General features: G+C 55.1%; 25 protein-coding genes. 22 read left to right on the top strand and 3 right to left on the bottom strand.

Going from position 1 to position 26054, the window contains the following annotated elements; all coding sequences use genetic code 11:
• Nucleotides 1-276 precede the first annotated feature (276 nt).
• The gene (queG, locus tag N6G83_RS47935; protein WP_024530191.1) at nt 277-1416 is read right to left on the bottom strand and encodes a tRNA epoxyqueuosine(34) reductase QueG; all 1140 of its coding nucleotides are present in this window, start codon (nt 1414-1416) and stop codon (nt 277-279) included.
• Between queG and nnr the strand changes: the two genes are divergently transcribed.
• The 16 genes from nnr to N6G83_RS47855 all read left to right on the top strand — a co-directional run bounded on the left by nnr (nt 1415) and on the right by N6G83_RS47855 (nt 22550).
• Nucleotides 1415-2929, top strand: a complete 1515-nt coding sequence (gene nnr, locus N6G83_RS47930) for a bifunctional ADP-dependent NAD(P)H-hydrate dehydratase/NAD(P)H-hydrate epimerase (protein ID WP_211135323.1) — start codon at nt 1415-1417, stop codon at nt 2927-2929. The two genes, queG and nnr, sit on opposite strands and share 2 nt — an antisense overlap.
• Nucleotides 2930-2939: 10 nt before the next feature.
• Nucleotides 2940-3410: a tRNA (adenosine(37)-N6)-threonylcarbamoyltransferase complex ATPase subunit type 1 TsaE gene (gene tsaE / locus N6G83_RS47925; protein WP_021178997.1), complete on the top strand. Its 471-nt coding sequence runs from the start codon at nt 2940-2942 to the stop codon at nt 3408-3410.
• Nucleotides 3411-3417: 7 nt separating this feature from the next.
• Nucleotides 3418-5148, top strand: a complete 1731-nt coding sequence (gene amiB, locus N6G83_RS47920) for an N-acetylmuramoyl-L-alanine amidase AmiB (protein WP_211135371.1) — start codon at nt 3418-3420, stop codon at nt 5146-5148.
• 28 nt (nt 5149-5176) lie between these two features.
• Complete coding sequence (gene mutL / locus N6G83_RS47915) at nt 5177-7039, top strand: DNA mismatch repair endonuclease MutL (RefSeq protein ID WP_211135325.1); 1863 nt, start codon at nt 5177-5179, stop codon at nt 7037-7039.
• A complete protein-coding gene (gene miaA, locus N6G83_RS47910) occupies nt 7032-7973 on the top strand; it encodes a tRNA (adenosine(37)-N6)-dimethylallyltransferase MiaA (protein WP_199062803.1) in 942 nt (313 codons plus the stop codon). The genes mutL and miaA overlap by 8 nt, the downstream gene beginning before the upstream one ends.
• 113 nt (nt 7974-8086) lie before the next feature.
• Nucleotides 8087-8398 carry an RNA chaperone Hfq gene (hfq, locus tag N6G83_RS47905; RefSeq protein ID WP_021179001.1) on the top strand — a complete coding sequence of 104 codons (312 nt, stop codon included), beginning with the start codon at nt 8087-8089 and terminating at the stop codon, nt 8396-8398.
• A gap of 98 nt (nt 8399-8496) precedes the next feature.
• Nucleotides 8497-9777, top strand: coding sequence for a ribosome rescue GTPase HflX (gene hflX / locus N6G83_RS47900; protein ID WP_024483336.1), 1281 nt, complete (start codon nt 8497-8499; stop codon nt 9775-9777).
• A 92-nt stretch (nt 9778-9869) separates the two neighbouring features.
• Complete coding sequence (gene hflK, locus N6G83_RS47895) at nt 9870-11138, top strand: FtsH protease activity modulator HflK (protein WP_074032084.1); 1269 nt, start codon at nt 9870-9872, stop codon at nt 11136-11138.
• A 3-nt stretch (nt 11139-11141) separates the two neighbouring features.
• Nucleotides 11142-12152: a protease modulator HflC gene (hflC, locus tag N6G83_RS47890; protein WP_024530186.1), complete on the top strand. Its 1011-nt coding sequence runs from the start codon at nt 11142-11144 to the stop codon at nt 12150-12152.
• A gap of 106 nt (nt 12153-12258) precedes the next feature.
• The gene (locus N6G83_RS47885) at nt 12259-12459 is read left to right on the top strand and encodes a DUF2065 domain-containing protein (RefSeq protein ID WP_074032085.1); all 201 of its coding nucleotides are present in this window, start codon (nt 12259-12261) and stop codon (nt 12457-12459) included.
• Nucleotides 12460-12556: 97 nt separating this feature from the next.
• Nucleotides 12557-13855, top strand: a complete 1299-nt coding sequence (locus tag N6G83_RS47880) for an adenylosuccinate synthase (protein ID WP_024483338.1) — start codon at nt 12557-12559, stop codon at nt 13853-13855.
• Between the two features lie 220 nt (nt 13856-14075).
• Nucleotides 14076-14501, top strand: coding sequence for a nitric oxide-sensing transcriptional repressor NsrR (nsrR, locus tag N6G83_RS47875; RefSeq protein ID WP_024483339.1), 426 nt, complete (start codon nt 14076-14078; stop codon nt 14499-14501).
• Between the two features lie 59 nt (nt 14502-14560).
• A complete protein-coding gene (gene rnr, locus N6G83_RS47870; protein WP_199062805.1) occupies nt 14561-17080 on the top strand; it encodes a ribonuclease R in 2520 nt (839 codons plus the stop codon).
• A gap of 59 nt (nt 17081-17139) precedes the next feature.
• Entirely contained in the window at nt 17140-17871 is a 732-nt protein-coding gene (rlmB, locus tag N6G83_RS47865) for a 23S rRNA (guanosine(2251)-2'-O)-methyltransferase RlmB (RefSeq protein ID WP_211135327.1), read from the top strand.
• A gap of 123 nt (nt 17872-17994) precedes the next feature.
• Nucleotides 17995-19623, top strand: a complete 1629-nt coding sequence (locus N6G83_RS47860; protein WP_024530182.1) for an isovaleryl-CoA dehydrogenase — start codon at nt 17995-17997, stop codon at nt 19621-19623.
• Between the two features lie 395 nt (nt 19624-20018).
• Entirely contained in the window at nt 20019-22550 is a 2532-nt protein-coding gene (locus N6G83_RS47855) for a filamentous hemagglutinin N-terminal domain-containing protein (RefSeq protein ID WP_211135336.1), read from the top strand.
• 66 nt (nt 22551-22616) lie between these two features.
• Here the strand turns inward: N6G83_RS47855 and bsmA are convergent, their stop codons facing one another.
• A complete protein-coding gene (gene bsmA / locus N6G83_RS47850) occupies nt 22617-22925 on the bottom strand; it encodes a biofilm peroxide resistance protein BsmA (protein ID WP_024530180.1) in 309 nt (102 codons plus the stop codon).
• A 99-nt stretch (nt 22926-23024) separates the two neighbouring features.
• Here bsmA and yjfP point away from each other — a divergent pair, with 99 nt between their 5' ends.
• On the top strand, nt 23025-23777 hold the full coding sequence (gene yjfP, locus N6G83_RS47845) for an esterase (protein WP_211135345.1): 753 nt from the start codon (nt 23025-23027) through the stop codon (nt 23775-23777).
• Nucleotides 23778-23864: 87 nt separating this feature from the next.
• On the opposite strand, the gene N6G83_RS47840 is transcribed toward yjfP, so the two are convergent.
• Nucleotides 23865-24131, bottom strand: a complete 267-nt coding sequence (locus tag N6G83_RS47840; RefSeq protein ID WP_024530178.1) for a DUF1471 domain-containing protein — start codon at nt 24129-24131, stop codon at nt 23865-23867.
• Between the two features lie 181 nt (nt 24132-24312).
• Between N6G83_RS47840 and N6G83_RS47835 the strand changes: the two genes are divergently transcribed.
• The 5 genes from N6G83_RS47835 (at nt 24313) to rplI (ending at nt 26051) form a co-directional block, all read left to right on the top strand.
• Complete coding sequence (locus N6G83_RS47835) at nt 24313-24459, top strand: hypothetical protein (protein WP_211135354.1); 147 nt, start codon at nt 24313-24315, stop codon at nt 24457-24459.
• A 143-nt stretch (nt 24460-24602) separates the two neighbouring features.
• The gene (gene rpsF / locus N6G83_RS47830; RefSeq protein ID WP_004933634.1) at nt 24603-25001 is read left to right on the top strand and encodes a 30S ribosomal protein S6; all 399 of its coding nucleotides are present in this window, start codon (nt 24603-24605) and stop codon (nt 24999-25001) included.
• 8 nt (nt 25002-25009) lie between these two features.
• Nucleotides 25010-25327, top strand: coding sequence for a primosomal replication protein N (gene priB, locus N6G83_RS47825; protein WP_065684090.1), 318 nt, complete (start codon nt 25010-25012; stop codon nt 25325-25327).
• 4 nt (nt 25328-25331) lie between these two features.
• Nucleotides 25332-25559 carry a 30S ribosomal protein S18 gene (gene rpsR / locus N6G83_RS47820; protein WP_000135199.1) on the top strand — a complete coding sequence of 76 codons (228 nt, stop codon included), beginning with the start codon at nt 25332-25334 and terminating at the stop codon, nt 25557-25559.
• 39 nt (nt 25560-25598) lie between these two features.
• Nucleotides 25599-26051 carry a 50S ribosomal protein L9 gene (gene rplI / locus N6G83_RS47815; protein WP_004933629.1) on the top strand — a complete coding sequence of 151 codons (453 nt, stop codon included), beginning with the start codon at nt 25599-25601 and terminating at the stop codon, nt 26049-26051.
• The last annotated feature ends 3 nt before the right edge of the window (nt 26052-26054 follow it).

The following is a 26054-nucleotide window of genomic DNA, read 5'->3' as shown; positions in this document are numbered from 1 at the left end:
GTTTACATTCAATCCTACGCCGCTTCCGGTGTGACTTTCGCTCGGTTATACATACTCAGAAAATATGTTGTGAACAGAGTTATCCACAGTTTCTGTACATAATACCTTCTGTGCAAAATTGCAACGTTGTACAAATGAAATTTATATCTCATTGATAATCATCAATATTTATTTCTTATAAAACGTTATCTCGATCACTTGCTCTTTTTGTGACGCTTGAAAGACAACGCATTTTTATTTTTATGCACAAATCCACAGGGAGAGTCTGAGGGTTTTCTAAGCATCCCTCGGTAATCCTTTCTCGACCGCCCGAATTAAACGTTTTTTCTGCGTAGTCTGCACCTCAACCGCCAGGGCTTCACGGCGTGCAAGCTGTTGAGCCAGTGCCCAATTGATGTGCTCGTCCAGCATCGGATCCTGACCTTGCCGAGTCTGCAAGCTGATAACGATCTGATCCAGATAAGGGGCGTTGCCGAGTGCTACCGCGATATTGCGTAACCAGCGCAAATGGCCGATACGTCGGATGGCAGAGCCTTCGGTGATACGGAGAAACTTCTCCTCATTCCAGCCAAACAGCTCGATCAGTTGCGGAGCATGCAGCGCAGCGCGGGGGCTGAAATCGTCTTCATCCGTCAACTGCGAGAAGCGGTTCCAAGGGCAAATGAGCTGGCAATCGTCGCAGCCGTAGATTCTATTGCCCATCAGAGGGCGGAATTCTTCTGGAATAGCGCCTTCCAGCTCGATGGTCAGGTAGGAGATGCAGCGCCGGGCATCGACGGTGTAAGGGGCAACTATCGCACCGGTGGGGCAAGTGGTGATGCAGGCGACACAGCGGCCACACTGCTCTTCCTGCGGCTTATCCACCGGCAGGGGCAAATCGATTAACAACTCGCCCAGGAAAAACCAGGAACCAGCGTCGCGGTTGAGGATCAGTGAGTGTTTACCAACCCATCCGATGCCGGCTTTTGAGGCCAAGGCTCGCTCCATGATGGGGGCCGAATCCACAAAGGGCCGGAAATTCAGTTCACCGCAATAAGCCTGGATTTGATCGCCGAGTTTTTTTAGCCGTTGGCGAAGCAGCTTGTGATAATCACGCCCCAGCGCATAACGGCTAACGTAGCCCAACTGCGGGTTTTTTAACGTACTGGCGAACGCGGCTTTCGCGGGCAGATAGTTCATGCGCACGCTGATCACCCGCAGCGTGCCGGGTAATAATTCATGTGGCCGTGCACGCATCATGCCGTGGCGTGCCATCCACTCCATCTCGCCGTGGTATTGCTTATCCAGCCACGCCTGCAATCTGGGTTCTTCCGCGCTGAGATCGGTATCGCAGATCCCCACTTGCTGGAATCCTAGCGATTGCCCCCATTGCTTGATATGTTGGGCGAGTTGATCGAGATCGAGGGGGTGTGTCATGACGGGCCATAGTGAGAAACAATACTGTTCCAGTTTACCACACTCTGTTTGGTCTGCAGACTGGATCCGCCAGGCAGAACCTGCTGCTGCCGCAACGCTTGGCCTCTCTTTGTATTCGTTAATGCAGCGTGCCGGTGCGGCGGCTTATGAGCTGGCGTGCGACCGCTATCCGGCCAGCAGGCATTGGCTGGTGCTGTGTGGGCATGGCAATAACGGTGGCGATGGTTATGTGGTTGCTCGTCTGGCCCGTGCTGCGGGCATCAAGGTGACGCTCATTGCCTGCGAAGGCGTTCGTCCATTGCCACCAGAGGCCGCCACTGCCCGGCAAGCCTGGCTGGAAAGCGGCGGAGAAGTCCTGCCCGCGACCAGCCGTTGGCCAGAGGATGTTGATCTCATCATTGATGGATTGTTAGGCACCGGGTTGGGGGCGGCCCCCAGAGCGCCCTATGATGCGCTGATCGAGGCGGCCAACCGAGCCGATGCGCCAGTGGTGGCTTTGGATATCCCTTCAGGCCTGCTGGCTGAAAGCGGAGCCGTGCCGGGAGTCTCGATCCGTGCGGCACATACGCTGACTTTTATTGCACTCAAACCAGGGTTGCTGACCGGGCAGGCGCGTGATTGGGTGGGGCAACTGCATTACAGTACGCTAGGACTGGTGGATTGGTTGGCAACACAGTCTCCACAGATCGAGCGTATTACGGCTGGCGATTTGGCCAGGTGGCTGAAGCCTCGCCGTCCTTGTTCTCATAAAGGGGATCATGGTCGTTTACTGTTGGTCGGTGGCGATCACGGTTTTGGCGGAGCTATCCGCATGGCTGCGGAAGCCGCACTGCGTGCCGGGGCTGGACTGGTGCGAGTGCTTACTCACAGTGAGAACATTGGGCCGCTGCTGACCGCCCGGCCTGAGTTGATGGTGCAGCGCCTGAGTGACGATATTCTACAACAGGCGCTGGATTGGGCTGATGTGGTCGTGATTGGCCCGGGGCTTGGCCAGGGCGATTGGGGCCGCAATGCGTTGCAACAGCTGCAAGCCAGTGATAAACCAACATTATGGGACGCTGATGCGCTTAACTTACTGGCATTACACCCCGAGAAGCGTCAGAATCGTATTATTACCCCGCATCCTGGTGAAGCCGCGCGATTATTGAGCTGCCGCACCGCTGATATTGAGAGTGATCGCTTACTTGCAACCCGCAGGTTGGTCGCGCAATACGGCGGCGTTGTGGTGCTGAAAGGCGCAGGGACCTTGATCGCTGATGAGCATGGACAGATGGCGATCGCCGACGTTGGCAATGCTGGCATGGCATCCGGTGGCATGGGAGATGTGCTGTCGGGTATCATTGGCGGTTTGTTGGCGCAAAAGTTGCCGCTATATGATGCTGCCTGCGCGGGCTGCGTAGTGCACGGCGCAGCGGCGGATCATGTTGCTGCAAAACAAGGAACAAGGGGATTACTGGCCACCGATCTGCTGGCGGTGATCCCTCATTACGTTAACCCTGAGTTGGCAAAATAGACATTATCGAATGAAAGAACTCGTTTTACCGCTGCCGGATGAGGCAGCCACAGTCGCACTGGGGGCCGTCCTGGCCCAGGCGTGCGATCGTGCCAGCGTGATTTATCTTTATGGGGATTTGGGTGCCGGTAAAACCACCTTCAGCCGCGGCTTTTTGCAGGCGTTAGGCCATCAGGGCAATGTGAAAAGCCCAACCTATACGCTGGTGGAACCTTATGCGCTGCAACCGCTGGCGGTCTATCACTTTGATCTTTATCGCCTGGCTGACCCGGAAGAACTCGAATTTATGGGTATCCGCGACTATTTTGCCCAGGACTCGATTTGCCTGGTGGAGTGGCCGCAGCAGGGTACCGGCGTGCTGCCCGATCCCGATCTGGAACTGCATCTCAGTTACCAAGACGAAGGGCGTCAGGCGAAGCTCCAGGCGGTTTCCGCCTATGGCGAACAATTATTGGAAAGTATTCAGAGGCAACAAGGATGACGCAGCAATGATGTATGGGTTAAGAAGATTTGCTGTGATTGCCTTGCTCGCGTTGCTGGGGCCGTTTGGTGCCTGGGCGGCATCGTCCCTCTCCGACGTCAAAGTGACCAATGCTCAGCGTGAAGCCACGGTGTCAGTGAGCTTTACTGGCCCTCCCTCGTATAGCTTCTCAACCATACATGGTCCAGAACGGGTGGTCCTGGACGTGAATCAAACGGGCAAAGTGGGCGGCCTGCCGTTGAACTTCAGCGGCCAAAACCTGGTAAAAAGCATTCGTTCCAGTAAGCCGAAAGATGCACAAAGCGTACGCTTGGTGTTTGATTTAACCCAACGTGCCAAAACCCGTGTGGCGACGCGTCAAGAGGGCAACAGTTACATCGTCGTCTTCACCATCACCTCAGAAGCCAAAACGACGACAAACACTGTCCGTAAGGCACCGGTGCCTGTGCCGGTGGTGACTGAGCCAGTGCGTAAAGCACCGGTTACGTCGAGTAACGCCAATCCATTTACTCCGAAGTCGGCTGCGGTATCAGGCACGGCAACCAGCATTACCCCACGTAGCAGCCGAGTGTCGGCCGGTTCTGGCGATCGGGTGGTGGTGGCGATCGACGCAGGCCACGGTGGGCAAGATCCTGGCGCTATCGGGCCAAACGGTCTGAAAGAGAAAAACGTCACTATTGCCATCGCGCATCGCCTACGTGCGTTGTTGGATGCCGATCCGATGTTTAAAGCGGTGATGACGCGTAACGGGGATTATTTTATTTCGGTGATGGGCCGTTCAGACGTGGCGCGCAAGCAGGGGGCCAACGTGTTGGTGTCTATCCACGCGGATGCCGCGCCGAATCGCAGTGCCAAAGGGGCTTCGGTTTGGGTATTGTCCAATCGCCGGGCTAACAGCGAGATGGCCGGTTGGTTGGAACAGCATGAGAAACAGTCCGAACTGCTGGGTGGCGCGGGCGATCTGTTGGCCAACAGCCAGGCCGACCCTTACCTGAGCCAGGCGGTGCTGGATCTGCAGTTCGGTCATTCGCAGCGCGTCGGTTATGACGTGGCCGTTAAGGTCTTGCAACAGTTACAGGTCGTAGGTTCATTGCACAAACGCCGTCCGGAACACGCCAGCCTGGGAGTGCTGCGTTCACCGGATATTCCATCGCTGCTGGTGGAAACCGGGTTTATCAGTAATAGCACGGAGGAGCGACTGCTGGGCAGTAGCGCATATCAGGATAAAATTGCACGGGCGATCCACAACGGCCTGCGCAGTTATTTCCTGGCGCATCCGCTACAAGCCGACCCAAAGGTGGAAAACCGCCCGCTGGACGTCGCAGCGGCGGTTAACTCCACGACAGACGATCTCAGACAGCCTGAGCCGGTGACCAGCCCGGCCAGAAGTAGCGCCAGCGTAGGAAAAACGCAGATCCATGTGGTGAAGCGGGCGGAAACGCTTTCCGGCATTGCCGATAGCTATGGCACCAGCATGGCGGCGCTACGTGAGCTGAACAAGCTGAAAAAAGACGGCGTCTGGGTTGGTCAGCGTCTGAAGGTCCCCGCTGGGAAAACGGCGGCAGTACCGGTTCAGGCCAAGGCAAAAAGCACCAAACCGAGCAAACATAAGGTGACTCGCGGTGATACGCTGTCATCCATCGCCGCGCGATATGGCGTCAGCGTCAGCGAGCTTAAACGGGTTAACAAATTAAAGTCGGATGTTGCGCCGCTGGATCGGACGCTGATCATTCCGTAGGCTTGATGCCAACAACAGAGGGAGCCCCATGTCTATCCAGGTGTTACCGCCACAGCTAGCCAACCAGATTGCCGCCGGAGAAGTGGTCGAACGGCCTGCGTCGGTGGTCAAAGAGCTGGTAGAAAATAGCCTGGATGCTGGGGCAACGCGGATTGATATTGATATCGAACGCGGCGGGGCCAAACTGATCCGCATCCGTGATAACGGCTGCGGCATTGCCAAAGCCGACCTGGCCTTGGCCCTGGCGCGCCATGCCACCAGTAAGATCAGTACGCTGGACGATCTGGAGGCCATAGTCAGCCTGGGCTTTCGCGGCGAAGCGTTGGCCAGTATCAGCTCGGTGTCCCGTCTGATGTTGACCTCACGCACGGCGGAACAGAGCGAAGCCTGGCAAGCCTACGCGGAAGGGCGCGATCAGGCGGTCACCGTCAAACCGGCAGCTCATCCGGTGGGCAGCACGCTCGAAGTGCTCGATCTGTTTTACAACACCCCCGCACGGCGCAAGTTCATGCGCACCGAAAAAACCGAATTTGGCCATATCGACGAAGTGGTGCGGCGCATTGCGCTGGCGCGTTTCGATGTGGCGATCAACCTCAGCCATAACGGCAAGCTGATGCGTCAGTATCGCGCGGCAAAAGAAGAAAGCCAGCATGAGCGGCGTCTGGCCAGCATTTGTGGCCCCGCCTTCTTGCAGCATGCGTTGGCGATTTCCTGGCAGCATGGCGATCTCAGCATCCGCGGCTGGGTGGCGGATCCGCAAGGGGCGCGCCAGCTTGGCGAAATGCAGTATTGCTACGTCAACAGCCGGATGATGCGCGATCGGCTGATTAATCATGCCATTCGTCAGGCGTATCAGGATCAGTTGAAAGACGATCAGTTGCCTGCCTATGTGCTGTATCTGGAAGTGGATCCGCATCAGGTGGATGTCAACGTCCATCCGGCCAAGCATGAGGTGCGTTTTCATCAGGCTCGGCTGGTACATGACTTTATCTACCAGGCGGTTACTACGGTGTTGCAGCAGGCGGGTAATGTCGCGTTGCCATTGGCTGAAGAGTCCTCAGAGCAGGAGGCTCCCGTTTGGCAGCCGGAGAACCGCGTTGCCGCCGGTGGCAACCACTTCTCCCAGCCTGCGCCACAGCGTGAACGTCAGCCTGCTGAACCCTCCGCTGCCCGTGAACGTGCCCCGCAGCCAGCCTATCAGGCCGGTGCGGGTTACCAAAAGCGTGAAGGCGAGCTGTATGGCAAGCTGTTGCAGGCTACGCCGCCAGCAGATACGGTAAAACAGCCGCTGTTCCCGCCGGTTAACGCCGTGCAGGAAACGCCGCTCGCCGGTAGTCAGCACAGTTTTGGCCGCGTTCTGATGATTTGCCCGCCGAGCTATGCGCTGGTGGAACAGCGTCAGCAGTTGGCGTTACTGAACCTGACCATGGCCGAACGTTGGCTGCGTCAGGCGCAGCTTTGCCCGCCTGAAGAGGGATTACGGCCACAGCCGCTGCTGATCCCGATTAAGCTGACGTTGAATAAAAATGAAGCGGCCGCCTGCGTGCAACATCAGGCGCTGCTGGTCAAAATGGGGTTGGAGCTGCAATCCGATCACGGTCGTGTGACTTTGCGCGCAGTACCTTTACCATTACGCCAACAAAATTTACAAAAGTTGATACCCGAGCTGTTAGGCTATCTGGCGGAACATCAGGAGATGTCGCCAACGGTGCTATCCATCTGGATCGCCAGCCAATTAGGCAGCGAACATGAAGTGTGGAACAGCTCGCAAGCGATACAATTGTTGACAGAAGTTGAACGACTTTGCCCGCAACTGGTCAAATCCCCTCCTGCCGCTCTTTTACAACCCGTTGATTTGCAGGCTGCATTGGCAGCGCTTAAGCATGACTGAAATTGAAATGACCCCTCGTCCCCCAGCCATTTTTATCATGGGGCCAACGGCCTCAGGCAAAACCGCCTTGGCGATGGCGCTGCGTGAGCGCTTGCCCGTCGAACTGATCAGTGTCGATTCCGCCCTGATTTATCGCGGTATGGATATCGGCACCGCCAAACCCTCGGCGGAAGAGTTGGCCCTGGCGCCACACCGGTTGATCGATATCCGCGATCCTGCGCAAGCGTACTCGGCAGCCGATTTTCGTGCCGATGCGCTGCGCGAAATGGCTGATATTACTGCCGCTGGGCGTATTCCGCTGTTGGTGGGGGGCACAATGCTTTACTTTAAGGCGTTACTCGAAGGTTTATCGCCGTTACCTTCTGCCGATCCCGCCGTGCGCGAGCAGATTGAGCAGCAGGCAGCGGAACACGGTTGGGAGGCTTTGCACCGCCAATTGCAGGCGATAGACCCGGTTTCCGCGTTACGTATTCATCCGAATGATCCACAGAGACTCTCCAGAGCACTGGAAGTTTTTTTGATTTCGGGTAAAACTTTAACTGAACTGACTAAAATTTCGGGTGAATCGTTGCCGTATCATGTTCACCAATTTGCGATCGCGCCAGTCAGCCGGGAGTTGTTGCATCAACGTATCGAGCTGCGGTTCAATCAGATGTTGGCGGCGGGTTTTGAGGCGGAAGCGCGTGCACTTTTTGCACGGGGTGATTTGCATACGGATTTGCCTTCCATTCGCTGTGTCGGTTATCGCCAGATGTGGTCATATTTTTCTGGCGAGATTAGTTACGATGAGATGGTTTTTCGAGGTATTTGCGCAACACGTCAGTTGGCCAAACGCCAGATGACCTGGTTACGGGGTTGGGAGTCGGTTCGGTGGTTGGACAGTGAAAAGCCGGGAGAGGCTTTAGACTCGGTAACACAGGTTGTTAGTGCATAGGTTGAGTGATTGTGTACAATTGATGAGTATTCAGCGCGCAAATTTTTTAGGTCGTTTATTTTGAGCCGACAGGTTCTTGGTTAAAAACAACAAACAAATAAGGAAAAGATAGAATGGCTAAGGGGCAATCTTTGCAAGATCCGTTCCTGAACGCATTGCGTCGTGAACGTGTTCCGGTTTCTATTTATTTGGTGAATGGTATTAAGCTGCAAGGCCAGATTGAGTCTTTTGACCAGTTTGTCATCCTGTTGAAGAACACGGTGAGCCAGATGGTTTATAAGCACGCTATCTCTACCGTTGTTCCATCGCGCCCGGTATCGCACCACAGCAACACCCCGAGCAGCGGCGGCACCAGCAATTATCACCATGGTAACAACCCGTCTGCGCCGCAACAGCCGCAGCAGGAAAGCGATGACGCTGAATAAAGCGCGTTGCGAGTCAACCATGACGGGGTGCATAAGCAGCGCAGTGCTGTTTATGTCCCCCAAACTCGCGGTTTTGTTCCGTTTGAGAGGTTGCACGCTTGTTTGACCGTTATGAAGCCGGTGAGCAGGCCGTCCTGGTTCATATCTATTTCTCGCAAGACAAAGATACAGAAGATCTCAGTGAGTTCGAATCGCTGGTGTCCTCTGCGGGCGTTGAGGCTTTGCAAGTGGTTACTGGTAGCCGCAAAGCACCTCACCCAAAATACTTTGTCGGTGAAGGAAAGGCCGAAGAAATTGCAGATGCGGTGAAAGCCAGCGGCGCGTCTGTTGTCCTGTTTGATCACGCCCTTTCCGCAGCGCAGGAGAGAAATCTCGAACGCCTGTGTGAATGTCGGGTGATCGATCGCACCGGGTTGATTCTCGACATCTTTGCCCAGCGTGCCCGTACCCATGAAGGTAAGCTGCAGGTAGAGTTGGCGCAATTGCGTCATATTGCCACTCGTCTGGTTCGTGGTTGGACTCACCTTGAACGTCAGAAAGGGGGGATTGGCCTGCGCGGGCCGGGGGAGACCCAGTTAGAGACTGACCGTCGCCTGCTACGCGATCGTATCAGCCTGATCCTGCGTCGCCTTGAGCGGGTAGAGAAGCAGCGCGATCAAGGGCGACGAGCACGTACCCGTGCCGATGTGCCAACCGTATCGCTGGTGGGTTATACCAACGCCGGCAAATCAACCCTGTTTAACCGAATTACGTCTGCCGGAGTGTATGTGGCGGACCAGCTATTTGCCACCCTGGATCCTACCCTGCGGCGCATTGACGTGGCGGACGTAGGCGATACCGTGTTGGCGGATACCGTAGGTTTTATCCGGCACTTGCCGCACGATCTTGTTGCCGCGTTCAAAGCGACACTGCAAGAGACGCGCCAGGCCTCTCTGTTGTTACATGTGATCGACGCTGCGGATACCCGGGTGGATGAAAACATTGAAGCGGTGAACTCCGTGTTGGCAGAGATTGAGTCGGATGAGATCCCTACACTGTTAGTGATGAACAAAATAGATATGCTGGATGACTTTGTCCCGCGTATCGATCGCAACGAGGAAAATTTACCGATCCGAGTGTGGCTGTCCGCCGCCAGCGGTGAAGGTATCCCGTTGCTATTTCAGGCGTTGACGGAGCGCTTATCGGGGGAAATCGCGCATTATGAGCTGCGCTTACCGCCACAGGCTGGCCGTCTTCGTAGCCGTTTCTACCAGCTTCAGGCGATCGAAAAAGAGTGGAATGAAGAGGACGGCAGTATCGGCGTGGTGGTGCGTATGCCGATCGTGGAGTGGCGTCGCCTCTGCAAGCAGGAACAGGAACTGATTAACTTTATCGTATGATCATATCCTGTTACATTTGTGTGCCCGCTCAATAGAAGAGTGGGCTAAGCATTAGCCTGAAGTACCCAATCACAGAATAATGGAGCTAAAACATGGCGTGGAATCAGCCCGGTAATAACGGACAGGACCGCGACCCGTGGGGGAGCAGCAATAATAATGGCGGCAACTCTGGCGGTAACAATAAAGGCGGTCGCGATCAAGGACCACCGGATTTAGACGATATCTTCCGCAAGCTGAGCAAGAAATTGAGCAGCCTGACCGGCGGTGGCAAAGGCTCCAACGGCAATAACAGCGGTGGAACGGGTTCAATCGGGCCGGGCTTCAGTGGCAAGATTGTCGGCATTGCTGCGGTTGCGGTGGTGGTGATCTGGGCCGCCAGCGGTTTCTATACCATCAAAGAAGCCGAACGTGGTGTGGTCACTCGCTTTGGTAAATTCAGCCATCTGGTGCAGCCAGGTCTGAACTGGAAACCGACGTTTATCGATCAGGTTCGCCCGGTTAACGTGGAGTCGGTCCGTGACCTGTCCGCGTCCGGTGTGATGCTGACTTCCGATGAGAACGTGGTGCGCGTCGAGATGAACGTGCAGTACCGCGTTTCCGATCCGGCAGCCTATCTGTTCAGCGTAACCGATGCCAACGACAGCCTGAGACAGGCGACAGACAGCGCATTGCGTGGTGTTATCGGTAAATACACCATGGACAAGATCCTGACCGAAGGCCGTACCATCGTCCGTAGCGACACTCAGCGTGTACTGGAAGAAACCATCCGTCCGTACAAAATGGGGATCACTCTGCTGGACGTCAACTTCCAGGCTGCACGTCCGCCGGAAGAGGTGAAAGCCGCGTTTGATGATGCGATCGCCGCACGTGAGAACGAGCAGCAATCCATTCGTGAAGCAGAAGCTTACGCCAACGAAGTTCAGCCGCGTGCCAACGGTGCTGCACAGCGCCTGCTGGAAAATGCGCGCGCCTACCAGGCCCAGACCGTTCTGGAAGCCCAGGGTGAGGTTGCTCGTTTCGCCAAGCTGTTGCCGGAGTACAAAGCCGCACCGGAAATTACCCGTGAGCGTCTGTACCTCGAAACCATGGAAAAAGTGTTGAGCCACACCCGTAAGGTGTTGGTGGCAGACAACAAAGGCAATAACAGTCTGATGGTGCTGCCACTGGATCAAATGCTGCGCGGTGCCGGTAAGCCGGTTACCGAAGGCAGCAAAGATGCCGGACAGAACCTTCTCGCCCCTGCGCCAGCCTCGACTCCTTCATCGGATGCGAGCACTAACAGTTCCAGCAGTGGTTCCATCATGGACCAACGCCGGGCTAATGCGCAGCGTAGCGACAACACACGCGTAGGGAGAGAATAATCAATGCGTAAGTCTTTCATAGTTATCCTCGCGGTGGTGTTGGTAGCCCTTTACGCCTCAATGTTTGTGGTTCAGGAAGGCGAGCGCGGCATCGTGCTGCGTTTCAGTAAAGTTCTGCGCGACAGCGAAAACAAACCGCTGGTTTATGCACCGGGTCTGCACTTCAAGATCCCGTTTATTGAAACCGTGAAAATGCTGGATGCCCGTATCCAGACCATGGACAACCAGGCCGATCGCTTCGTGACCAGCGAGAAGAAAGACCTGATCGTCGACTCCTACCTGAAATGGCGTATTAGTGATTTCAGCCGCTACTACCTGGCGACCGGTGGTGGTGATGTTTCTCAGGCGGAACTGCTGCTGAAACGCAAGTTCAACGACCGTCTGCGTTCCGAGATTGGCCGTTTGGACGTGCGTGACATCGTGACTGACTCCCGTGGCCGTCTGATGGCAGACGTGCGTGAGGCGCTGAACACCGGTACCGTGGGTGACGGCGAAGAAGCCGCCGCCAGCGAAGCCGATGACGCTATCGCATCTGCCGCAGCCCGCGTTGAGCGTGAAACCAATGGCAAACAGCCAGCGGTTAACCCGAACAGCATGGCAGCCCTGGGTATTGAAGTGGTGGACGTCCGTATCAAGCAGATCAACCTGCCTGCGGAAGTGTCCGATGCGATCTTCCAGCGTATGCGTGCAGAGCGTGAGGCGGTAGCCCGTCGTCACCGTTCACAAGGTAAAGAAGAGGCTGAGAAGCTCAAAGCGACCGCCGACTACGAAGTGACTCGTACCATCGCGGAAGCCGAGCGTCAGGCACGTATCACTCGCGGTGCGGGCGATGCGGAAGCGGCCAAGCTGTTTGCCGATGCCTTCAGCCAGGATCCGGATTTCTACGCTTTCATCCGTAGCCTGCGTGCTTATGAAACCAGCTTCGGCCCTGGCAATCAGGACGTGTTGGTGCTGAGCCCGGACAGCGATTTCTTCCGCTACATGAAGTCGCCGGTTGCTACGCGCAACAGATAACGTCAGCATGATGGCGATCCCCGATAGCTTTCAGGCCATGGTTTGAAAGAATAGGGGTAGAACCAAGGCCCGTTTAAACGCGGGCCTTTCTTTTTTTGGGGGAAGGATGAATTCGACAATCTGGCTGGCGCTTGGGTTGGTTTTGGTGCTGGAAGGGCTGGGGCCGATGCTGTTCCCACAGGCTTGGCGTAAAATGGTCCAGACGATGTCGCAACTGCCCGATGCCACACTGCGGCGTTTTGGTGGGGGATTAGTGGTTGCAGGCTGTGTGATCTACTACATGTTGCGTGCACGCACGGGGGTTTAAAGTTTAGCCGAAAAAGTACGCAATCGTATGCTAAAAGTGCTGAAACTGAAGAATTAGGGTGGTAGAATCCATTTTTAAGCAACCTGGTGATTTTAAAATGGGTAAGAACGTCGTCGTACTGGGCACCCAATGGGGTGACGAAGGTAAGGGTAAGGTCGTAGACCTGCTGACTGAACGGGCTCAATATGTTGTGCGCTACCAAGGTGGCCATAACGCTGGCCACACTCTGGTTATCAACGGTGAAAAAACCGTTCTTCATTTAATTCCTTCAGGTATCCTGCGTGAAAACGTGACCAGCGTCATCGGCAACGGTGTCGTTCTGGCGCCAGACGCGTTGATGAAGGAAATGGGTGAACTCGAAGCGCGCGGCATCCCGGTACGCGAACGTCTGTTACTGTCTGAAGCCTGCCCGCTGATCCTGCCTTATCACGTCGCTCTGGATAATGCGCGTGAGAAAGCGCGTGGCGCCAAGGCCATCGGCACCACCGGTCGTGGTATCGGCCCGGCTTACGAAGACAAAGTTGCCCGTCGCGGTCTGCGCGTTGGTGACCTGTTCGATAAAGCCACCTTCGCCACCAAGCTGAAAGACATCATCGATTACCACAACTTCCAGCTGGTTAACTACTACAAAGTAGAAGCCGTCGATTACCAGACCACCCTTGACTATGTGTTGTCGATTGCCGATATCCTGACCGGGATGGTAGTAGACGTCTCCGAACTGCTGGATGGTGCGCGCAAGCGTGGCGATCTGATCATGTTCGAAGGTGCACAGGGCACTCTGCTGGATATCGATCACGGTACCTATCCGTACGTGACTTCCTCCAACACCACCGCTGGTGGCGTAGCAACCGGTTCTGGCATTGGCCCACGTTATGTGGACTACGTGCTGGGCATCGTGAAAGCCTATTCTACCCGTGTAGGTGCAGGTCCGTTCCCAACCGAACTGTTCGACGAAACCGGCGAATACCTGTGCAAACAGGGTAATGAGTTTGGTGCCACCACTGGCCGTCGCCGCCGTACCGGCTGGTTGGATGCGGTTGCCGTTCGTCGTGCCGTGCAGATCAACTCCCTGTCTGGCTTCTGCCTGACCAAGTTGGACGTGCTGGACGGCCTGAAAGAAGTGAAGATCTGTGTGGGCTATCGCATGCCGGATGGCCGCGAAATGACCACCACGCCGCTGGCTGCAGAAGGTTGGGAAGGTATCGAGCCAATCTACGAAACCATGCCGGGCTGGAGCGAAACGACGTTTGGTGTGAAAGACTACAGCAAACTGCCACAGGCAGCGCTGAACTACATCAAACGCATCGAAGAGCTGACTGATGTACCGGTAGACATTATCTCTACTGGCCCAGACCGTAGCGAAACCATGATCCTGCGCGATCCGTTCGACGCATAATCTGTTTGCTCTACTGTCACCAAACAAACCGGGCCAAGTCCCGGTTTGTTTGCCTCATGTATCCTCCCCGATGGCGTTTTCACCTCACAAAATCCTTTCGTTGCTCCGGTTGAGAGTCGGCTATGTACTAAATAATTAGCTGCGAACTCTCTGGCTGGTTTATCATCCAATAAGATAGTAAAGAAAATCGCCGAAAATCGGCAGATACCCAGAGGTAAACGTGCAGTTAACAAGTTTTACTGACTATGGCCTACGGGCATTGATCTATATGGCATCATTGCCTGCGGACAAAATGACCAGCATCTCTGAGGTTACGGAGGTGTACGGGGTTTCCCGTAACCATATGGTAAAAATTATCAATCAGCTGAGCCGTGAAGGCTTTGTAACCGCCGTGCGGGGTAAAAACGGCGGTATACGCTTGGGTAAACCGGCTGAGAGCATCCGTATTGGCGACGTGGTGCGGGCGCTGGAGCCGCTTTCGTTGGTTAACTGCAGCAGCGATTTTTGTCATATCACCCCAGCCTGCCGTTTGAAGCAAGTGCTCCAGCAGGCGGTAAAGAATTTCCTTGAGGAGCTGGATAGTCACACATTGGCCGACATGGTCGAAGACAATTCACCGCTCTACAAGCTTTTGCTTGTCGAATAAAGCGTTACTGAGAAGACAAGGCTCAGCGACACCCTGCTGATGACAACGGAGGAACCTCAATGTCACAAGATCCATTCCTGGAACGAGAAGCAGAAAAATATGAATCCCCAATTCCTAGCCGCGAATTTATTCTGGCCCATTTGGCGAAACGTGAAACGCCGGCCAGCCGCGAAGAGTTGGGCAATGAACTGAATTTATCCGGCGAAGAAGCGCTGGAAGCCCTGCGCCGTCGCCTGCGTGCGATGGAGCGTGATGGCCAGTTGGTCTTTACCCGCCGCCAGTGCTATGCCCTGCCGGAGCGTCTGGACCTGCTGCGTGGCACGGTGATCGGTCACCGCGATGGCTTCGGCTTCTTGCGGGTTGAAGGGCGTAAAGACGACCTTTATCTCTCCGCCGAGCAAATGAAAATGGCCATCCACGGCGATGTGGTGTTGGCTCAACCGCTGGGCGAAGATCGCAAAGGCCGCCGTGAAGCGCGTATCGTGCGCGTGCTGGTACCCAAAACCAGCCAGATTGTTGGCCGCTACTTCACCGATGCCGGTACCGGCTTCGTGGTGCCGGATGACGGCCGCCTGAGCTTCGATATTCTGATCCCTGCCGACTCGGTCAGCGGGGCGCGGATGGGCTTTATGGTGGTGGTCGAGCTGACCCAGCGCCCAACGCGCCGCACCAAAGCCGTGGGCAAGATCGTCGAGATCCTGGGTGATAAAATGGGGACCAGCATGGCGGTGGATATCGCATTGCGTACCCATGAGATCCCGCATACCTGGCCACCTCAGGTGGAGAAGCAGGTTGCCGACCTCAGTGAGCAGGTGCCGGAAGCCGCCAAGAAAGGGCGTGTGGATCTGCGTCACTTGCCGCTGGTCACCATTGATGGCGAAGACGCCCGCGATTTTGATGATGCCGTGTACTGCGAGAAAAAACGCGGTGGTGGCTGGCGCCTGTGGGTCGCGATTGCCGATGTCAGCTACTATGTGCGCCCGCGCACGGCGCTGGATGACGAAGCCCGTAGCCGCGGCACCTCGGTCTACTTCCCATCGGAAGTGGTACCAATGCTGCCGGAAGTGCTTTCCAACGGCCTGTGCTCGCTCAACCCACAGGTCGACCGCCTGTGTATGGTGAGTGAGATGACCATCTCCGCATCGGGCCGTCTGTCTTCGTTTAAATTCTACGAAGCGGTAATGAGCTCCCATGCGCGCTTAACCTACACCAAGGTCTGGCATATCTTGCAGGGCGATCAGGAGCTGCGCGAGCAGTATCATCCGTTGGTCAAACACCTGCAGGAGCTGCATGCGCTGTATAAAGTGCTGGATCAGGCTCGTGCCGAACGCGGTGGTATCGCCTTCGAAACCGAAGAAGCCAAGTTTATCTTCAACGCTGAACGCCGTATTGAACGCGTCGAACCAACGGTACGTAATGACGCGCACAAACTGATCGAAGAGTGCATGATCATGGCGAACGTTGCGGCGGCACGCTTTGTCGAGAAGCATAACGAACCCGCGCTGTTCCGCGTGCACGATCGTCCAAGTGACGATCACATTTCCGCATTGCGCAGCGTGTTGAGCGAGCTGGGCCTGACGCTGGGTGGCGGCCTGAAGCCGCAGCCGAAAGATTACGCCACTTTGATGGACGAGGTATCTGAACGCCCGGACCGTGAAATGCTGCAAACCATGCTGCTGCGTTCGATGAAACAGGCGATCTACGATCCGGAAAACCGTGGCCACTTCGGCTTGGCGTTGGCCTCTTATGGCCACTTTACTTCACCGATCCGTCGCTACCCGGACCTGTCACTGCACCGCGCCATCAAGTACGTGTTGGCGAAGGAGCATGGCGAACAGAAAGAGCGCTGGACGCCAACCGGAGGCTGGCACAGCGATCTGGAAGAGATGCTGCAACTGGGTATGCACTGCTCGATGACCGAGCGCCGTGCCGATGAAGCTACGCGTAACGTGGCGGACTGGTTGAAGTGCGACTTTATGCAGGATCACGTTGGTGAAGTGTTTAGCGGCGTTATTGCCAGCGTCACCGGCTTTGGTTTCTTCGTCCGCCTGAGCGATCTGTTTATCGATGGTCTGGTACACGTGTCCACGCTGGATAACGATTACTATCGCTACGATAATATCGGCCAGCGTCTGATCGGCGAATCTTCCGGCATGGTCTATCGCCTGGGAGATACGGTGGAGATCCGCGTCGAGGCCGTGCATATGGACGAACGCAAGATCGACTTCGCCCTGGTTTCCAGCACCCGCAAACCGCGTGGTGAAGGCAAAACCGAGCGCGAACGTGCCAAGAATGGCGGCCAGCGTACGCTGCGCGACGGTGCCGGAGCGGGCCGCAGTCAGGCTCAACGTAAACGCCGTGGCGGCAAGACGCCTGCCAACTTTGAGCCAGACAGCGCCTTCCGTAAAAAAGATGGGGCCAAGGCCAAACCCGCAGACAAGGTGAAGCCAGACCCGAAGGCGAAAGCGAAAACCGATCCGAAGGCAAAAGCCAAAAAAGCGTCTGATAAAACCAAAAAGATAGCGGCAGCGACCAAAGCCAAGCGTGCCAGCAAGAAGAAAGGTGCCGAGCAGGGTTAACCTGCCGCACGTTATTATCCCCGGCCGGGTCATCCCGGCCGCACAGTTAAAAGAGCATCATGAGCGAAATTATCTACGGTATTCACGCTGTCAAAGCCCTGCTAGACAACGATCCACAACGTTTCCTGGAAGTGTTTATTCTCAAGGGGCGTGACGATCGCCGCTTACAGCCTTTGATTGCCGAGCTGGAAGCGACCGGTATTGTGATCCAGGTGGCTAACCGCCAATGGCTGGATGAGAAGGTCGAAGGGGCCGTCCACCAGGGCATTATTGCGCGGGTGCGTGAAGGGCGGAAATATCAGGAGAACGATTTGCCTGGGCTGCTGGAAAGCGTTGGAACGCCATTCCTGCTGGTGTTGGACGGCGTTACCGATCCCCATAACCTGGGGGCTTGCCTGCGTAGTGCCGATGCTGCCGGTGTCCATGCGGTGATCGTCCCACGCGATCGCTCTGCCCAACTGAATGCGACGGCGAAGAAAGTGGCCTGCGGTGCGGCCGAGAACGTCCCACTGATCACTGTCACCAACCTGGCTCGTACCCTGCGTTTGCTGCAAGAGATGAACATCTGGATCGTGGGCACGGCGGGTGAAGCCGACCACACGCTGTATCAAAGCAAAATGACCGGCCCGATGGCGTTGGTTATGGGCGCGGAAGGCGAAGGTATGCGTCGTTTGACCCGTGAACATTGCGACGAACTGATCAGTATTCCGATGGCCGGTACGGTTTCCTCGCTGAACGTCTCGGTAGCGACCGGTGTCTGTCTGTTTGAAGCGGTGCGCCAGCGCAGCTGATGATTTAATAGGGGTGAAATCTGTCACCCCTACCTCTAATCTCCTATCTTGTGATCCCGCCAGCGGCAGAAATCCAGCTAATGACCATAATTACCCCTGAAGCGTTAATCAGGGAGCAAATTCATGGTCTGGACTACGCATACCGTCTTTAACCAACCCAAGCCCTTGGGCAACAGCAATCTCTTCCTGTCCGATACGCCGTTGCGTGAAGCGTTGCAGCGCGAGTTGGCGGGTTGGGATAGTGACGTTCTGGCCTCGCTTGGGCAGCAGTTAGGCACGCAGGAGTCGCTGGAGTTGGGGCGGCTGGCCAATACCAACCCACCAGAGTTGCTGCGCTATGACGCTACCGGGCAACGCCTGGACGACGTGCGCTTTCATCCAGCCTGGCACATCCTGATGCAGGGGCTGGTCGCTAACCGGGTGCATAACCTGCCGTGGCAGGAAGATGCCCGTATTGGCTCCTTGGTGGCCCGCGCCGCCCGCTTTGTGTTGCACGCTCAGGTGGAGGCCGGCACGCTCTGCCCAATCACCATGACCTTTGGCGCTATCCCACTGCTACAGCGTTCCCTGCCAAAGGAGTATCAATCCTGGCTAACCCCGTTACTTTCCGATCGTTATGACCCTCATCTGTTGCCCGGTGCACAAAAGCGCGGGCTGTTGATCGGCATGGGGATGACGGAAAAGCAGGGCGGCTCGGACGTGCTGAGCAATACCACCACCGCCGTGCCGCTCGCCAGTCGTGGCAATGGGGAGGCTTATCGCCTGGTGGGCCATAAATGGTTCTTTTCGGTGCCACAGAGTGATGCCCATCTGGTGCTGGCGCAAACGGAAGGCGGGCTGTCCTGCTTCTTTCTGCCAAGGATCTTACCTGATGGCACGCGCAATGCCATCCGCCTGGAGCGGCTTAAAGACAAGCTGGGCAACCGTTCCAATGCCAGTAGCGAAGCCGAGTTTCAGGACGCCACGGCCTGGCTGTTGGGTGATGAAGGAGATGGCGTCAGGCAAATCCTCAAGATGGGCGGTATGACCCGCTTCGATTGTGCTTTGGGGAGCCATGGGCTGATGCGCCGCAGCCTTTCGGTGGCGCTGTACCATGCTCTGCAACGGCAGGCGTTTGGTAAATGCCTTATTGAACAGCCATTGATGCGGCAGGTGTTGGCCCGTATGGCGTTACGGCTTGAAGGGCATACCGCCTTACTCTTTCGTTTGGCGCGAGCCTGGGAAAGTCGGGGGGATGCAGGAGAAACCGTTTATAGCCGCTTACTTACTCCGGCCGCGAAATACAGCATTTGCCGTCAGGGGGCACCATTTATCGCTGAAGCGATGGAGGTGTTAGGGGGTATTGGTTATTGTGAAGAGAGTGAGTTGCCGCGGCTTTATCGTGAGGTTCCGGTTAACAGCATTTGGGAAGGTTCAGGCAACATCATGTGCCTGGACGTGATGCGCAGCCTGCATAAGCTGCCGGGTGCGTTGGAATTGCTGCAGCAGGAGCTGTTGCCGGTGCGCGGGCAGAATCGGTTGTTCGATCGCGCTTGGCGGCAGTGGCAGCAGCGTATGCGCCAGCCGCGTGAAGAAATGGGGCGTTTGTTAACCCAGCAGTTATTCGATCTGTGCTGTGCCGCCCAACTGCTGCAACATGCCAGCCCGCCAATTGGTGAGGCCTGGTGCCATTTAACGCTGGATTATCGTGGGGATAGAATGCTGCCTGCTGAGGTGTGCGATACGCTGCTTCAGCGGGCTATGGGGAACTAAAACAGGAGCTCGGGCTTATCGTCTAGAGAGAAATGCCATCAGATAATATGCTGATGGCATTGGATGTATAATTTCCTGTCTGATTTCAGCTCGAATGATTAATTATAGAAATATCTCGCATGATATTAATTTCGTGTGAGCGCCTAAGATGTGTTCTGCTGTAATTTTAAGGATGATTCTCGTTAATGTGTGGGATATACCCTTTTTTGGGTTCTGCTTAACTAATTGGCTGAGTGGCTAACAGGTTGTATGTTACATTTTTAATGTAATGGAGACTAAGCACGGCTCGTGAGTGCCAATCTGTGCTAATTATTTATTTGGGAAAGTCTTTTTTTTATTGCGGCTTGTTCGCGGCAATCTACTGACTTTCCTATTGTGTAAAAGGAATTAACAGCATGACATGTAGTAATCTCTCGTCTACAACCGAATTATCGATACGTAAAGAAAAGAGCAGCTCATCTCTGCAGATGAATCTTTCGCCACTCTACTTTGCCGGGCTGCTGGCTTTTGGCTGCGTCTCCGTGGCTAATGCGGCTATCGTTGCCGATGCCGGGCAGGCATCTAGCCTTGGGGTTAATGCCGGGGCGAATGGTTCGACCGTGGTGAATATCAACGCTGCGGGTAAAGGGGGTGTTTCGCATAATATCTTCAACCAGTTCAACGTTGATAAAAACGGTGTGGTGCTGAATAACAGCGTCGATGGTGCGAATAGCCAACTGGCGGGGAGTCTCGCAGGTAATGCGAATTTAAGCGGTGGGGCGGCCTCGGTGATCCTTAATGAGGTCAATTCTAATCGGGCCAGCGTGTTAAATGGCATGGTGGAAGTTGCAGGCCAGCAGGCTCAGGTAATTATTGCCAACCCGGCAGGTATTACCTGTAGTGGCTGCGGCTTTATTAATGCCAGCAGAGCAACGCTGACCACCGGTACTGCCCAGATTGCCGATGGTGCCATACAGGGATATAAAACGGAAAAAGGCACCATTGTTATTAATGGCAGTGGCCTGAACAGCGGCGACAGTAATTATACCGATCTGATTGCTCGCTCGGTGGTGATTAATGCCGGCGTCTGGGCCAAGGATTTGAAAGTGACCAGTGGCCGTAATAACGTCAATGCGGATAACACCCAGGCGACTGCACTGGCCTCGGCGTTGGGCAGACCTGGCGTTGGGATTGACGTTGCTGCTTTGGGGGGGATGTATGCCGGCAAGATCACCTTGGTGGGAACAGAAAGCGGAGTGGGCGTTCGAAATGCCGGTACCATCGCGGCTTCCACTTCAGATCTGGTGATGGACGTTAATGGTGTGCTGGATAACCGTTCTGGGACCCTATCCGCCGCACGTGCCAACAAGCTGAACACCACCGGCACTATTAATAATACCAGGGGGAAAATCACCGGCGGGAACGGTGGTATCACTATCAATACCCATAAAAACCGCCTTACCAATACCAACGGCAACATAGCGGCCATCGGCTCTGTGAGCATCAATAGCGGGCAATTGAACAATACCAACGGTATGGTGCAAGCCAGTTCACAGGTCACTATCGATACCAATGGGCAGTTGCTGACCAATACTGGCCGCAATAATGACACCGGCATTTACAGCACCTTGGGTATAGTGCTGAAAACGGGTCAGTTGAACAATAACAATGGCCTGATCACCACCAGTGGTAACTCCACTATCATCAGCGGTGAGTTGGATAACCGTAATGGGCAGATTTTTGCCTTTGGCTCTTCGTTGTCCGATCTGTCGATGACCGTTGGCGGCACGCTTGATAACCGTGGTGGCGAAATAGCGGCTCAACATCACGTAAATCTGTCTACCAGCGGTACGTTGAATAATAGCGCTAACGGTAAAATGAGTGCCGGTGACGATTTTAAGCTGACGACAAACAAAGCAGCGCTCAATAACACCAACGGTTTGATTGAGTCGGCTGGGGCGTTGGATATCAACAGTGGGCTACTGACCAATAGAACCGGTAGTTTGCAAGCGACCAAGATGCTGAACGTAAACACCAACGGCAGTAACCTGCTCAACGAGAGTGGGCAGATCTCTGCCATGGGGGATATCCAGCTCGCCAATATCAACGCCATGGACAACCGGGATGGCAGTGTTAGCGGTGAGGGCAAGCTGTTGCTGCAGGCAAACAGCCTGGATAACCGCACGGGTGGGTTAACCCTGGACAAGGGCAATGACGTTCGCATCCAAAATGCCCTTAATAACAACTATGGCGTGATCCGTAGCGAGTTGGGTAGCACGGAGCTATACGCCAGCACGGTCAACAACAATGCGGGCATGTTGGGGGGGCAGGAAGTTCATGTGCATACCGATACATTGCGCAATGACGAGGGGCTGATTTTTGCCGAGAAGACGGCAGAAATAAAGGCGGCGACTCTCTATAACCGTAATGGTGAGAATTTTGGTCGAGTGATGGGCGTGCATATCGATATGCCGGAGGACACTCAGGGGGGCATTATCAGTATGGGCGATCTGAGCATGACCGGTAACCGGGTGTACAACAGTCGGGGTCTGATTGCTGCCAGCGGCGGCAACTTGAACATGAAGTATGCCGGCAACGTGGATAATAACCGCGGCACCCTTTCAAGTGTGGCTTATCTGTCGCTGCTGGCTAACCGCCTGGATAACGGCAATGGCACGATATCTTCAACAGGTAGCAGTAGAGTAGAAGTGGCTTCAGCCTTTACCAACAGCGGCCTAGTCCACGGTAGAGAAGAGCTGGATATTCGCGTTAACGGGGCATTGACCAACAGCGGTCAATTGTGGTCCGACAAGGTCACCACGATCAACAGCCAGAATTTAACTAACCGGCGCGGCGCGGTGATCGGCGGCCTGGAAGGGGTAAAACTGAACCTGACGGGGAGATACACCAATAACGGTGATGTAACTGGGCCGGTAATCAAAGAGTAATCGCGGAAATATCTTTTACGGGTGTCTATTCGGGCACCCGTTTTTACTTATCTCTCAGAGCCCGCACTACCGATAAAGTATCGCCTGTGAATACCACTGGCCCGGCACGATGGTTTCGCTGTTCATGATGATCATGTAATAGCGTGCCCCGCTGGCGTTAGCTTTGCGCTGGATCTCGGCTTCCACGTTCATCGGGCTGCCATGCACTAGCGCGCTGATCGTCCCCATCTTCTCCAACTCGGTGGTTTGGGCACGGGTGATCTCCTGTGCCTGAGCGGTAGGCGGCGGTGGGGGTTTGGGCGTGGTTTTAAATACGCTGCAGCCGGATAACAAACCAAACAGCAATAGGGTGATCAACGAACGGGAAAGATTCATGCTGGCCTCATCGCTATTTAGCATAGAGTAGAACGGTTTGAACTACGGTTTCGGGCCGATATTTGCCATCATAGAGAAGATTGGGCACAGGGGGAATACATGATCGAGATCCATGATGAGCGGGTGGGTGACGTTGCGGTGATCCATGCGGTGCCAGCCGGGCGCTATGAGCAGCCGTTACCCACGATCTTTTTCTATCACGGCTATACCTCATCGAAAGAGGTGTACGCTTATTTTGCCTATGCGCTGGCCAAGGTCGGATTCCGGGTGGTGCTGCCCGATTGTGCGATGCACGGTGAGCGGTTTGATGGTGATGAAGCACGGCGGCTGGCGCATTTCTGGGAAATCCTCAAAAGTAACGTCGATGAGTTACCCGCGCTCAAAACGCACTTTGAGCAGCGTGGGCTAATTGCCGGGGATCGCATTGGCGTGGCGGGCGCTTCGATGGGGGGAATGACCACCTTAGGGGCATTTACCCGTTACCCTTGGGTGAAAGCTGCCGCCAGCCTGATGGGGTCGGGCTACTTTACTTCACTGGCGCAGACGTTGTATCCGCCATTGGATGCGCATGGTCAAGCGCTGGAGCAGTCCGCGCTCAAGGCACGTCTTGCGCCCCTGGTCGCTTATGAGGTTGAACATCATTGGGAGAGTTTTGCCGGGCGGCCACTGCTGTTATGGCATGGTGAAACCGATGATGTAGTGCCCGCGTTGGAGAGTGAGCGCTTGGCCGGCGAGTTACGCCGGCGCGGCCTGGATCGTCGGTTGACCTACCTCACTGAAGCGGAAGTACGCCATCGTATTACCCCTGGGGCTTTGAACGCTACCGCCGCCTTTTTCCAGGATTCGCTGTAAAAAGCCCCCGAGGGAGGGGGCAAGGCCTGGCTGTTACTGATCGACCGCCTCTTGGTGCGGCTGGGTTCCCTGGTGCTGCATTTTCGGTTAGCGATAAAGCTCGGCGCTGACGTGGATAGACGCGGTGCTGCCTGGCTCATGTAGCGCAACAATCCGGTAAGCGCTGGCGCCGCGTTGATCGGCAATCTTGTTGATTTGGGACGTTGCGTCGTCGGGCGAAACCACTTCCTGATCGAGGCTGACGAAGCCAATGCTTTGGCGCTCTGCGGCCTGGTGTGCGGTGATCTCAGTGGCGGCCATGGCGTTGGCGGAAAGCAGCAACGCGATAGCGGTAGCGATGGTGATACGTTTCATAGACACCTCTCTTAACCCTTTGCTACGGCGGCGTGTCACTTGGCCCACCGCCGATATACTGTTCATTAAGCAAAAAGTTATTTATCAATCTTGAATAACTGCAACCCTTTATCGCTGCGCTTTCTGCGGCGGATAATTTAACTTTAGTCCGATAGTCAGGATTAAAAAGGGTGAGATTTTGATGGCCTTATTCAAAAAAAATGATAATGATTTCCAGTGGGCTGATGATTTTGTTGAAGGATTTTTAAAACCTATGGATCGGCATACATCGCTTTTTCTGCCAGCAAATCGTGCTATTCCTCGTGGCCTTACGCATAAACCTCAATAAATCCTACTCAGTCCTTGAGTTCCCCCCCTTGCGCCGGTATGATTACGCGTCATTTTTCAGCCGCACACATACACACGTTCCTTGCTTCCATGGGCCGCGGTTGACCCTGACAGGAGGCTGAATAATCCGTAAGGAGCAATTCGATGCGTCATTACGAAATCGTTTTTATGGTCCATCCTGACCAAAGCGAACAGGTTCCGGGCATGATCGAGCGTTACAGTGCTACCATCACTAACGCGCAAGGTCAGATTCACCGTCTGGAAGACTGGGGCCGCCGTCAACTGGCTTACCCGATCAATAAACTGCACAAAGCCCACTACGTTCTGCTGAACGTTGAAGCTCCGCAGGAAGCGATCGATGAGCTGGAAACTAACTTCCGCTTCAACGACGCCGTTATCCGTAGCATGGTTATGCGCGTTAAGCACGCGGTAACTGAAGCATCTCCGATGGTTAAAGCGAAAGACGAACGTCGTGGCGATCGCCGCGAAGACTTCGCTAACGAAACCGCAGATGATGCAGATGCTGGGGATTCTGAAGAGTAATTGCTGTCGTGACGGCTAATCGTCTGGTGTTGTCTGGCACAGTGTGCAAGACGCCGGTGCGAAAAGTGAGTCCTTCCGGGATACCCCACTGCCAATTTGTGCTTGAGCACCGATCGTCGCAGATGGAAGCCGGATTCAGCAGGCAAGCATGGTGCCGAATGCCCGTGGTTGTCAGCGGACAACAGTCACAAGCTTTAACTCAAAGATTAACGGTCGGCAGTCAGGTTACCGTTCAAGGCTTCGTTAGTTGCCATCAAGGGCGCAACGGGCTGAACAAATTGGTCCTGCATGCCGAGCAGATTGAATTGATAGATTCTGGAGACTAGCCAAATGGCACGTTATTTCCGTCGTCGCAAGTTCTGCCGTTTCACCGCGGAAGGCGTTCAAGAGATTGACTATAAAGACATCGCTACGCTGAAAAACTACATCACTGAAAGTGGTAAAATTGTCCCGAGCCGTATCACCGGTACTCGTGCAAAATATCAGCGCCAGCTGGCCCGTGCTATCAAGCGCGCGCGCTACCTGTCTTTGTTGCCGTACACTGATCGTCATCAGTAATCGGCCACTGTCCATTAACGACTTTGAGAGGATAAGGTAATGCAAGTTATTCTGCTTGATAAAGTAGCAAACCTGGGCAGCCTGGGTGATCAGGTTAACGTTAAAGCGGGTTATGCCCGTAACTTCCTGGTACCACAGGGCAAAGCTGTTCCTGCTACCAAGAAAAACGTAGAGTTCTTCGAAGCACGCCGTGCTGAACTGGAAGCCAAACTGGCTGACGTTCTGGCTGCTGCTGAAGCTCGCGCAACCAAGATCAACGAACTGGGTTCAGTCACCATCGCGTCTAAATCAGGCGACGAAGGTAAACTGTTCGGCTCTATCGGCACCCGCGACATCGCTGACGCAGTTACTGCGGCAGGCGTTGAAGTTGCCAAGAGCGAAGTTCGTCTGCCGAACGGCGTTCTGCGTACCACTGGTGAGCACGAAGTGCACTTCCAGGTACACAGCGACGTGTTCGCACAGCTGAATGTAGTTGTGGTTGCTGAAGCTTAATCG

The organism is Serratia sp. PL7 (genome assembly GCF_945957435.1).
This window is presented reverse-complemented; position numbering and strand designations above follow the sequence as displayed.

Excerpts from the sequence above, each read along its gene's own strand:
- nnr (WP_211135323.1), top strand. The coding sequence starts at position 1,415 with ATGACGGGCCATAGTGAGAAACAATACTGTTCCAGTTTACCACACTCT.
- queG (WP_024530191.1), bottom strand. The coding sequence starts at position 1,416 with ATGACACACCCCCTCGATCTCGATCAACTCGCCCAACATATCAAGCAA.
- tsaE (WP_021178997.1), top strand. The coding sequence starts at position 2,940 with ATGAAAGAACTCGTTTTACCGCTGCCGGATGAGGCAGCCACAGTCGCA.
- amiB (WP_211135371.1), top strand. The coding sequence starts at position 3,418 with ATGATGTATGGGTTAAGAAGATTTGCTGTGATTGCCTTGCTCGCGTTG.
- mutL (WP_211135325.1), top strand. The coding sequence starts at position 5,177 with ATGTCTATCCAGGTGTTACCGCCACAGCTAGCCAACCAGATTGCCGCC.
- miaA (WP_199062803.1), top strand. The coding sequence starts at position 7,032 with ATGACTGAAATTGAAATGACCCCTCGTCCCCCAGCCATTTTTATCATG.
- hfq (WP_021179001.1), top strand. The coding sequence starts at position 8,087 with ATGGCTAAGGGGCAATCTTTGCAAGATCCGTTCCTGAACGCATTGCGT.
- hflK (WP_074032084.1), top strand. The coding sequence starts at position 9,870 with ATGGCGTGGAATCAGCCCGGTAATAACGGACAGGACCGCGACCCGTGG.
- hflC (WP_024530186.1), top strand. The coding sequence starts at position 11,142 with ATGCGTAAGTCTTTCATAGTTATCCTCGCGGTGGTGTTGGTAGCCCTT.
- N6G83_RS47885 (WP_074032085.1), top strand. The coding sequence starts at position 12,259 with ATGAATTCGACAATCTGGCTGGCGCTTGGGTTGGTTTTGGTGCTGGAA.
- N6G83_RS47880 (WP_024483338.1), top strand. The coding sequence starts at position 12,557 with ATGGGTAAGAACGTCGTCGTACTGGGCACCCAATGGGGTGACGAAGGT.
- rnr (WP_199062805.1), top strand. The coding sequence starts at position 14,561 with ATGTCACAAGATCCATTCCTGGAACGAGAAGCAGAAAAATATGAATCC.
- rlmB (WP_211135327.1), top strand. The coding sequence starts at position 17,140 with ATGAGCGAAATTATCTACGGTATTCACGCTGTCAAAGCCCTGCTAGAC.
- N6G83_RS47860 (WP_024530182.1), top strand. The coding sequence starts at position 17,995 with ATGGTCTGGACTACGCATACCGTCTTTAACCAACCCAAGCCCTTGGGC.
- N6G83_RS47855 (WP_211135336.1), top strand. The coding sequence starts at position 20,019 with ATGACATGTAGTAATCTCTCGTCTACAACCGAATTATCGATACGTAAA.
- bsmA (WP_024530180.1), bottom strand. The coding sequence starts at position 22,925 with ATGAATCTTTCCCGTTCGTTGATCACCCTATTGCTGTTTGGTTTGTTA.
- yjfP (WP_211135345.1), top strand. The coding sequence starts at position 23,025 with ATGATCGAGATCCATGATGAGCGGGTGGGTGACGTTGCGGTGATCCAT.
- N6G83_RS47840 (WP_024530178.1), bottom strand. The coding sequence starts at position 24,131 with ATGAAACGTATCACCATCGCTACCGCTATCGCGTTGCTGCTTTCCGCC.
- N6G83_RS47835 (WP_211135354.1), top strand. The coding sequence starts at position 24,313 with ATGGCCTTATTCAAAAAAAATGATAATGATTTCCAGTGGGCTGATGAT.
- rpsF (WP_004933634.1), top strand. The coding sequence starts at position 24,603 with ATGCGTCATTACGAAATCGTTTTTATGGTCCATCCTGACCAAAGCGAA.
- rpsR (WP_000135199.1), top strand. The coding sequence starts at position 25,332 with ATGGCACGTTATTTCCGTCGTCGCAAGTTCTGCCGTTTCACCGCGGAA.
- rplI (WP_004933629.1), top strand. The coding sequence starts at position 25,599 with ATGCAAGTTATTCTGCTTGATAAAGTAGCAAACCTGGGCAGCCTGGGT.